The sequence below is a fragment of the Prevotella sp. S7 MS 2 genome (assembly GCF_000762865.1).
Taxonomy (GTDB): domain Bacteria; phylum Bacteroidota; class Bacteroidia; order Bacteroidales; family Bacteroidaceae; genus Prevotella.
The window spans coordinates 1-9,402 of the sequence record NZ_JRPT01000087.1; the positions used below are offsets into that span (position 1 = coordinate 1).

A 9,402-nucleotide genomic window follows, 5' to 3' on the forward strand; every position below is an offset into this window, starting at 1 on the left:
TCTCTTCGCATCGAAGCCTTTGCAGAACCGTTCTTTGCTGCAGCCATTGTGGCCTACAGTGTATGTGTGGGAGCTGGCGATACTTTGCGTCCTGCACTCATCAACTTGGGCAGTATGTGGTGCTTACGTCTTACCACAGCAGCTTTATTGGCACCTCATTATGGCCTGAAAGGGGTTTGGACAGCTATGGCAGCGGAACTTACGTTCCGTGGTTGCATGTTCCTTTGGCGTTTGTATCGCGGTAAATGGCTGCAAGCCAAGTTAGGTTAAGGGAACAACTCAAGCCCTTTCCGACTCAAGAACTCCCTCAATAACTCATTAATTCAGAAACTGAACAACTCAAAAACTCACTCCAACATTTCCTCCAACCGCTCCACTGCCGATGAAAGGTCGGCATCAAAGCAGGTATGGTCTAGCAGATATGAATCATTTCCATTGGCCAATAGCGCGTACAAGTCCTTGTTCATGTCAGCCACGTACGAACCAATAGCATATTCTATATCGTCTTTTTGCCAATCGAGCGTGGAGTATTGATACACACGATACTTCTGATGGAAGAAGCTGTAAGCCGATTCTATACTGTCTTTTGTAATCATATAAGTCGATGTTTGTGGTTTACCAAAATCGCTTCTCGGTCTCCGAATATTGGAAACCGGCCTTTGCCATGCGTGCCTCCAAGTCTTTTCTGCCTATGTTGAAATGGTAACATATCTGGTCAAGATTGTCAAATTCTTCGTCGCGCAACAGGAAGTTGATGGCCGAAACAAGCATCGGTATGTCGTTTTGTGGTAGGTGGTCCATGTGTATAAAGAGTATTTAAGTTTCGCAGAGATGCTCAACTTTGGAGTGATCGGGAGTTAAATGCCTATCTGGCATTGGAGTTATAGAGGGAGTTAACAGATGAATGTTTGTTGATTTCATATCTTGATGACTGTTGTATGAAAGATTATCGCTTCATCGGTGTTGCATTGGAGCGCAGCGAAAACCTACGGAGATAAGGCAAAGACCAATTCGTGTTTGATAAGACTCCCTCAAGTTTGCCAATTGTATAACAGATTGTGCGTGGGCAGTCTTGCCAGACTGGATACCCCGAATATTATAAACCGGAGACTATCTTCGCTATCGCTTGATAGTTCCCGGCTATTTATAGGCAGTCCTTCGGACTGGCATTGATATACATTTATTTATATGTTATAAGTAGATTTTACATCTCTATTTTGCTTTAACACTGCTACTTATTGATTGAAAACGTTATTCTTAAATCGTAGCAATGTTTTACTACATTATCCGTAGATAATGTTTCCTTCTTCATCTTTGTACTCGTCGGCGATACCTTTCTCGTAGGCTGTCATGGCACGCAGGCTCATACCCATGCTAGAGAAGCCACCATCGTGGAAGAGGTTCTGCATAGTTACCTTACGAGTGAGATCGGAGAACATCACAATACAGTAGTCGGCGCACTCATCGGCCGTGGCATTGCCTAGTGGCGACATGCGGTTAGCGAAGTCGTACAGACGATCCATACCTTTGATACCGGCACCGGCTGTGGTCATTGTGGGCGATTGTGAGATGGTGTTCACACGTACGTTGTGCTCACGGCCATAGATATAACCGAAGCTACGAGCGATAGATTCGAGCAAAGCTTTGGCATCTGCCATGTCGTTATAACCCAAGAATGTGCGCTGTGCAGCCACGTAGGTGAGGGCAACAACAGAACCGTATTCTGCAATCGCATTTAATTTCTTGGCAGCCTGAATCATCTTATGAAATGAAATGGCTGATATGTCGAGTGTCTGTCCGAGCATCTTGTAGTCTAGATCGTCGTAAGTTCTCTTCTTACGCACATTGGGCGACATACCGATAGAGTGGAGTACGAAGTCCACCGGACCACCGAGAACTTCCATAGCTCTCTTGAATACGTTTTCAAGGTCTTCCACATTGGTAGCGTCGGCAGCAATGACTTCTGCGCCAGTTTGCTTGGCCAATGCGGCAACTTCTCCCATACGGATAGCCATAGGAGTGTTGGACAGCACAATCTGTGCGCCCTCTTCTACTGCCTTTACGGCAACCTTCCAAGCAATCGATTTGTCGTTCAGTGCCCCGAAAACAATACCCTTTTTACCTTTTAAAAGATTGTAACTCATCGTTTTATTTGTTTCTATATAATAATTTGAGAATGCAAAGGTATGTGTTTTTTGTTGATAAGCCAACCGAATTGTCCTATTTCTTACCCGTTTTTGCACAGATAGGGCTGTGTTGTGCATATTATAGAGGCGTGAGTTCATGAGTTTTTCATTCCCAACTCGTCACTTGTCAACTCCATAACTTATCACTTGTTAACTCGTCTACTTGTTAACTGGTTGGCTGCAAGGGCGTGGCAACATCGCTGTCTAGGCTTTGCAGCAATGCTGAATGGGCTAGGCAGTAACGCTGACAAGGCGCTGCAACAGCCCCACCCCGTCCCTCCCCAAAAGGGGAGGGAGGATATATAGAGTTGACAAGTATACAAGTAATGAGTAGAAAGAAAGCACCTGTTACGCCAACAGCGACTATTAGGTCGATGACTGGTGGTTCCCCAAAAGGGGAAGGAGGGTATATAGAGTTGATAAGTAGACGAGTTTAGAGTTCAGTTTATAAGTTTCTAAGTTCATAAGTTTTGAATTGTGGGGATTATTCTATTTTATGTAGGTACGCGACATGTTATATACTTACTGTTCAAAAAATCACGGTGATATGAAAAAATATTGAGAAAAAATTGCAAGAAAGTCTAAAATGAAATGCATTTGCAGCGTGCTATTATAGTAGTACACTAAGGTTGGTTTAAAAATACGGGTATGATAGAAATTCAAAACATGACGTTTGGCTATAGCAAGAAGGTAGAACCGGTGTTCGACGACTTCTCGCTTTCTTTGCCGGAAAACCGCATCTACGGTCTATTGGGTAAAAATGGGATGGGTAAGAGTACGTTGCTCAATCTTGTTTGCGGTTTGTTGCGTCCGCAGCAAGGACGTGTGTATATTGACTGTATGGACGTAAATGCACGTCGAGTGGAGATGTTGCAGGATGTGTATATCGTCCCCGAAACATTTGAAATGCCACGGATGAGTATGATGAAGTGTATTGAGATGCACCGTGACTTTTATCCTCGGTTTTCCGACGAGGTGTTAATCAAGTGCTTGTCGGAGTTTGAATTGCCCGAAGTGAAACGGTTGAACGAACTCTCTATGGGACAAAAGAAGAAAGTATATATGTGTTTGGCATTGACTTCGGGAACTCGGTTGCTGGTAATGGACGAACCTACCAACGGCTTGGATATACCTTCGAAGAGTCTCTTCCGCAAGATTATAGCCAACAACATGACCGAAGAGCGCACCATGATTATCTCTACTCATCAAGTACACGATGTGGAGTCGCTGCTAGACCATATCTTACTGCTTGACCATTCACAACTCTTGCTCAATGCTTCAGTGGGGGAACTGACCGATAGATACACTTTCGGCTATCGCCGACAGAGCGAGATGGACGATACAGTGATTTACGCAGAACCGGCATTGCAAGGCAATGCTGTGATGTGTCACCGTCAAACAGGCGATAAAGATACGCTCTTGAACTTGGAATTACTGTTCAATGCAATGGTGAATCAAGCAAATTTTACCAATCTGGAAAACCAAGAACACAATTAAATGGAGGAAATATGATGGAAACATTTAACATACGTAGATTTGGGAAACTATTGAAGTGGCGCATATACACTGGCTGCTTACGCTATTGACCGGGACTCTTAGGCGCAGTATTGGGTGCCGCATTCTTATATATGATAATCCCACTCCTTCATATAGAAGATATGCAAATGTCTGTGACCAAGTTTTTAGGAGGTATTGTGGCTACGTTTTTGGGAATAGTATTCGTTATTTCTGGCATGGGAATCATGCAGGGGATGTGTAAGCCACATGAGTTGGTATCAGAGTTGATGTTACCTGCTTCTTTTCTAGAGAAGTTTTTGTCGCGTTACCTCTTTGGATTGTTGTCTTTCTTTGCACTATTTTTAGGTGTTTGGATGTGTACAGAATTATTCTACTATATATTGCACTTGATAGTCTCTATTGATTCGTATAGCATGATAACTCCTTATGTTTGGCGTGATATATGTGAGAATCAAGACTTCTTTACTTGTCGAGATTTATGGATTCATACCGTCTTTTTGGTGACGATGGTAGTGTTCCGCAGGGTGGGACCATTGGTGACTGTTGTCGTATGTGGAATGGTCTTGGGTGGTATGGAATATTATCTTACCTATCAAACAAAAGAAGCCGTGAATTCTCACGGCTTCTTTTGTTTATATATATGTATTTATACCAATACCGGAACGACGAATTTAGCCAAACAATAGCCTCCACCAATGAGCCAAAGATAAAGAATGGCTGCTAATACGAAGGGTTTAAAACCGGCTTTCTTAAACTTCTCGATGCTCGTTTCGGCACCAAGTGCGGTCATGGCCATGGTCAGAAGGAACGTATCAAAAGTGTTGATAAAGTTCACTAGAGATTCGGGCAAGAGGTCGAAAGAGTTGAACCCGATAACGGCTAAAAATAGAATGGCAAACCAAGGAATGGTGATTTTGCCGCGCTCATTATCGCTTGCATTTTGTCTGGTAGCACGTGCTACGCTGTAACTAATGACTAATAGTACCGGTACAAGCATCATGACACGGATCATTTTGACGATGATGGCTACGTCGGAAACTTCTTTACCCATGGCATTGCCGGCACCAACGACGTGTGCAACTTCGTGAATGGAAGAACCGGCAAAAATACCCATGGCCTCAGGAGATAACTCAAATATGCCGCTACGATACAATATAGGATAGAGGAACATGGAGAGTGTGCCGAAGATAACGACCGTGGCAACGGCCACAGCCGTCTTATATGGTTTGATTTTAATGGCCGACTCGGCACCTAATACAGCCGCGGCTCCACAGATACCACTGCCAACCGATGTGAGCAAAGCGATGCCTCGGTCCATGTGGAGCAGTCGTCCGATGAGTATACCACCGCATACCGTGACCGTCACCATGATGGCATCGATGGCGATGGCAGGTAATCCTACGGCTGTAACATCCTGAAAAGTGAGTCGGAAACCGTAAAGGATGATACCGATACGGAGGATTCGTTTAGAACAGAAAGCGATACCGGGAACCCATGTTTCGGGCAGATTATTGCGGAGACTGTTGGCATAGAGCATACCTAAAATGATACCGACAATCATCGGACTGAATGAAATCTGCTTGACGAATGACATGTCGCCGATGTAGAATGCGGCGCAAGCGAAGAGTGTTATCAGTAGCACTCCGTGGAGCATACTGCTCCTTGATGATGATAATTGCATAAAAAGAGGCCGCTCCTTATCTCTTGATATGAAAGAAAGAGGGTAGAGCGGAGTTATTGATTGGTGTTATATTATTAATAATCGTTACTCTCGTATCTTGAGTAGAGAGATGGGGGTAAACGTTTACCCAAGTATTTGCTTGGCGTGTTCCTTTACCTTGATTTCTTTGGGAGTGAAGATACGTTCTACGATTCCCTCTTCGTTGATGATAAAGGTGGTACGGAATGTACCAAAATATTTACGACCATACATGCTCTTCTCACCCCATACGCCGAAAGCTTCATTCAATGTCTTCTCGGTATCTGCGATGAGTGGGAAGGGCAACTCATTTTTATCGATGAATTTCTGGTGCGACTTCTCATCCTGAACGCTTACACCTACGACTGCATAGCCGGCTTTGCGAAGTTCGGAGTAATTGTCGCGTAGATTGCAAGCCTCTGTAGTGCAACCCGATGTACTATCCTTTGGATAGAAATATAATACCAGCTTTTGTCCTTTGAAGTCGCTCAATTTAATCTCGTTACCTTTTTCGTCGCGTCCCAATACTTCGGGTGCCTTATTTCCTACTTCCATAGTTAAAAGTGTTTAGTTGTTGTTTATTGGCGGAAATATGGTGCACACGAGCGCAATGAAAGTCTTCTTTCAAATTGTCGAGTGCAGTATTTCAGCTACAAAGGTAATGAAAATAAGGGATAAAGGGTATATAGTTAGCGTTAAACTCGTATATTATCGACAAAATTAATGTGAAATAATTGTTTTGTATCCTCGTTCTTTTATATCTTTATTCTACATCAAACCACAACTCGGATTTACGCTTTGGAATTTCTTGTAAGGTAAAAAACTTTAGTAAGATTTCACCTCAGTGAAAAGTAACACACTTTTGTACTGACTTTTACAAATTAAGTCGTAAAGTTCTCGTATTAATATCATATCATGTTCCATAAATTCCTATTCTTTGAATGGTCTATAATACATTCGTTTTATACCACACAGCAGCCTGAGCCATCACGTCCTTCAGATCCTCTATTATCTGCTCATAGTTACTCTGAGTGACATTGATGTGTCGCTCTGGATGTTGGCCGTCATGGTCGCCCGAAGCGAGGTGTATGATACAAAATGTGCGATCGGTGTCGTGAGTGGCTACCATGCCGCGCTCCTTGAGCTTTTCCACTACCTGGTTGAACTTATCAGGAGTGGTCGGTATCACCTGCAATACACTCCAGGGATAATCCTTTGCAGTGAGGAGTGTTTGCCCTTCCTGCTGACTGAGCAGGAAGGAATGTAATTTATTTGATGTTTTCATTATATTTTTGTTTTATCGTTGAACACCGTTTAGTGTTACTTTCCCTAATTCGTAATCCCATTCTATTGTCTGGTCGCACCAGTCGAAATTGAAAGTATATCCAATTTGACCATAAGAACAAAAGACTGGCATAACAGTGCATCTATCGCACCAGAAAGAGCCTCTTTGCATTATGCGAGTAGCATTCACCACACCGCGCTGTATTGCAAACAGAAGACGCTTAACGGCTGTTTCAGTTGGTACGTTGCGAAGGCTTTTGTCTATTTCATCGCTCAACTTTCCAAGAAACTTATCCACATCTTCACCATCTTCTACTAACTGACGTGCTGACAAGTTGCACACAGAAGGACGTTCTTTTTTAGCGTCGAGCCACATACCCACATACTCATCCACATCAAAGTCTTCATAATAATCGCTCAATGCTTCAGCAAATGTTTCGTTAGGGTTTTCTTTGTCGAACCAGAGTGAAACAATCTGGTCGCCATCGTGAAGGCTGTAAAATTCCAGCTCTACACAATATCTGCCACTCTCTTCATCAACAGAGCCGTAAGTGACATAATTCTTTTTAAGAGGAAAACAGGCGCATTAATCAGCCTGTTTCGTTGTCTTATATCTTTATTCTACATCAAACCACAACGATGCAGTTCTAGAACAAATGTCAGCGCCGTTGTCTTATATCTTTATTCTACATCAAACCACAACTGCCGGGGTGGTCGTTGTGAGGTTCTTGCGTTGTCTTATATCTTTATTCTACATCAAACCACAACATGGATGCAATAGAAGTCGTCCACATATCGTTGTCTTATATCTTTATTCTACATCAAACCACAACTCGACCGTCGAAAGATAATAGATAATAATGTTGTCTTATATCTTTATTCTACATCAAACCACAACAGAAGTAAGAGAGCTATACTCGAAACACTGTTGTCTTATATCTTTATTCTACATCAAACCACAACGCGTCGGTCGCATTCACTATGGTTTGCTGAGTTGTCTTATATCTTTATTCTACATCAAACCACAACAGTCGTTATGCACTATTTTTCACTTTAACGTTGTCTTATATCTTTATTCTACATCAAACCACAACAACAGATGTTGGCGCATTACGGTGTTAAGGTTGTCTTATATCTTTATTCTACATCAAACCACAACCTCGTTTGTAAGAATGAGGATTTACATAAGTTGTCTTATATCTTTATTCTACATCAAACCACAACCAAATCCACGTCCAAGTTCTTCCCTTGTTGTTGTCTTATATCTTTATTCTACATCAAACCACAACTCGGTCATAATCCAAGAGTAAACAAGTCCAGTTGTCTTATATCTTTATTCTACATCAAACCACAACAGAAGTAAGAGAGCTATACTCGAAACACTGTTGTCTTATATCTTTATTCTACATCAAACCACAACCCAAGGAGGTTTCTGTTGCTTTATTACAGGTTGTCTTATATCTTTATTCTACATCAAACCACAACGTCTCTGATAATAGTCATTTGGTCATTGTGTTGTCTTATATCTTTATTCTACATCAAACCACAACGGCGGGAATGTCCTTTGTGAGTGGCTTTGGTTGTCTTATATCTTTATTCTACATCAAACCACAACCATTTGCGCTCCGTTACATACTGCTCTGCGTTGTCTTATATCTTTATTCTACATCAAACCACAACTGTACTTTCTAGTTGTATTATCGTTATATGTTGTCTTATATCTTTATTCTACATCAAACCACAACTTATCGTTACACTTATGTCTCCACCACTCGTTGTCTTATATCTTTATTCTACATCAAACCACAACAGTGAACCATACTTAATGCTATCTAATCGGTTGTCTTATATCTTTATTCTACATCAAACCACAACTATGAATATATTCAGTTCGATGTAAACGAGTTGTCTTATATCTTTATTCTACATCAAACCACAACATATATGTCTTATATCCTTATAAATCAATGAGATATGATAGGATTAGAGTATATGAAGTGGTCGTCTCTTATGTAGATAAGAGCAAAAATACTAAAAAAATTCCAATTGCATAGGAGCTTTCTCTGTTTTTGTTTTAATTTCTCCCCAAATATTGATAATTCTGGCATATTGTCTATCCGTGATAGTCAAAATACTAACATGACCTTGTGTTGGCGTGAATGTTTTTACACGTTTGGTGCGCCCATAATAGGGGCTTGATAATTATCACTTTGGCAAGTGATTAGGTTAGTATTCCAATTTATAAACCTATCCCATACCGACTTATCCGAATGGGAAACCAAACGGGGAGTGAAGCATGTCGGTAACGCGATAAGTCAGTTAATTGCTAAACTGCGACTGAATTGCTATGGGAAAAGACAGACACAAGGATGAAGCCTGATTGGTTGAACAATAGTCCTATGACTAATGTAGAGGTGGCAACGGAAAGCAGTTACATACGTTGCCTCGCAGTACCCACGCTTATTGAACGGAGTGATGGGCAAGGAATTTACTGCGACATATCCGTCAGAGAACGGAAAAGGATGTACGTTGCATCCGACAGTCTGTCAAGCCAAGTTATCAAGACCACTAAATGGGGATTGCCTACACGGAGATGCCGAAAGGCTATGAGCATAGGCTCTGAAAACTCCGCATGGCAACGGAGTTCCCGTAGTAGTCTGAGCGTGGGAAAGCCACGTACATGGCAAAGGGGAACAGCTCGGTAATTTTAATATG

Annotated in this window: 9 protein-coding genes, 1 pseudogene and 1 CRISPR repeat array; of the genes and pseudogenes, 3 read left to right on the forward strand and 7 right to left on the reverse strand. The window is 41.9% G+C overall.

Going from position 1 to position 9,402, the window contains the following annotated elements; genetic code table 11:
• Nucleotides 1-270: pseudogene (locus tag HMPREF0671_RS11090) on the forward strand (MATE family efflux transporter); the annotation flags it as partial.
• Between the two features lie 77 nt (nucleotides 271-347).
• Here HMPREF0671_RS11090 and HMPREF0671_RS11095 read toward each other — a convergent pair.
• From HMPREF0671_RS11095 to HMPREF0671_RS11105, 3 genes are all read right to left on the reverse strand, one after another.
• Nucleotides 348-596 carry a hypothetical protein gene (locus HMPREF0671_RS11095; RefSeq protein WP_036900659.1) on the reverse strand — a complete coding sequence of 83 codons (249 nt, stop codon included), beginning with the start codon at nucleotides 594-596 and terminating at the stop codon, nucleotides 348-350.
• A gap of 19 nt (nucleotides 597-615) precedes the next feature.
• Nucleotides 616-801, reverse strand: a complete 186-nt coding sequence (locus HMPREF0671_RS11100; RefSeq protein WP_036900662.1) for a DUF4250 domain-containing protein — start codon at nucleotides 799-801, stop codon at nucleotides 616-618.
• Nucleotides 802-1,283: 482 nt separating this feature from the next.
• On the reverse strand, nucleotides 1,284-2,144 hold the full coding sequence (locus HMPREF0671_RS11105; protein ID WP_036900665.1) for an enoyl-ACP reductase: 861 nt from the start codon (nucleotides 2,142-2,144) through the stop codon (nucleotides 1,284-1,286).
• 690 nt (nucleotides 2,145-2,834) lie between these two features.
• Between HMPREF0671_RS11105 and HMPREF0671_RS11110 the strand changes: the two genes are divergently transcribed.
• Together HMPREF0671_RS11110 and HMPREF0671_RS11115 are read left to right on the forward strand one after the other, a co-directional pair.
• Complete coding sequence (locus tag HMPREF0671_RS11110; RefSeq protein ID WP_036900668.1) at nucleotides 2,835-3,683, forward strand: ATP-binding cassette domain-containing protein; 849 nt, start codon at nucleotides 2,835-2,837, stop codon at nucleotides 3,681-3,683.
• A 161-nt stretch (nucleotides 3,684-3,844) separates the two neighbouring features.
• Entirely contained in the window at nucleotides 3,845-4,390 is a 546-nt protein-coding gene (locus tag HMPREF0671_RS11115) for a hypothetical protein (protein WP_156958415.1), read from the forward strand.
• Here HMPREF0671_RS11115 and HMPREF0671_RS11120 read toward each other — a convergent pair.
• The 4 genes from HMPREF0671_RS11120 to HMPREF0671_RS11135 form a co-directional block, all read right to left on the reverse strand.
• On the reverse strand, nucleotides 4,351-5,385 hold the full coding sequence (locus HMPREF0671_RS11120; protein ID WP_084589774.1) for a YeiH family protein: 1,035 nt from the start codon (nucleotides 5,383-5,385) through the stop codon (nucleotides 4,351-4,353). The genes HMPREF0671_RS11115 and HMPREF0671_RS11120 overlap by 40 nt on opposite strands.
• Nucleotides 5,386-5,508: 123 nt before the next feature.
• Nucleotides 5,509-5,958 (reverse strand): thioredoxin-dependent thiol peroxidase, encoded by a 450-nt coding sequence (gene bcp, locus HMPREF0671_RS11125; RefSeq protein ID WP_036900677.1) that lies wholly within the window; start codon nucleotides 5,956-5,958, stop codon nucleotides 5,509-5,511.
• Between the two features lie 391 nt (nucleotides 5,959-6,349).
• Nucleotides 6,350-6,592, reverse strand: coding sequence for a hypothetical protein (locus tag HMPREF0671_RS11130; protein WP_036900679.1), 243 nt, complete (start codon nucleotides 6,590-6,592; stop codon nucleotides 6,350-6,352).
• Nucleotides 6,593-6,700: 108 nt separating this feature from the next.
• Complete coding sequence (locus tag HMPREF0671_RS11135; RefSeq protein WP_036900682.1) at nucleotides 6,701-7,108, reverse strand: hypothetical protein; 408 nt, start codon at nucleotides 7,106-7,108, stop codon at nucleotides 6,701-6,703.
• 181 nt (nucleotides 7,109-7,289) lie between these two features.
• Nucleotides 7,290-8,627: a CRISPR direct-repeat array (repeat unit 36 nt; unit sequence GTTGTCTTATATCTTTATTCTACATCAAACCACAAC).
• Nucleotides 8,628-9,402: the final 775 nt, after the last annotated feature.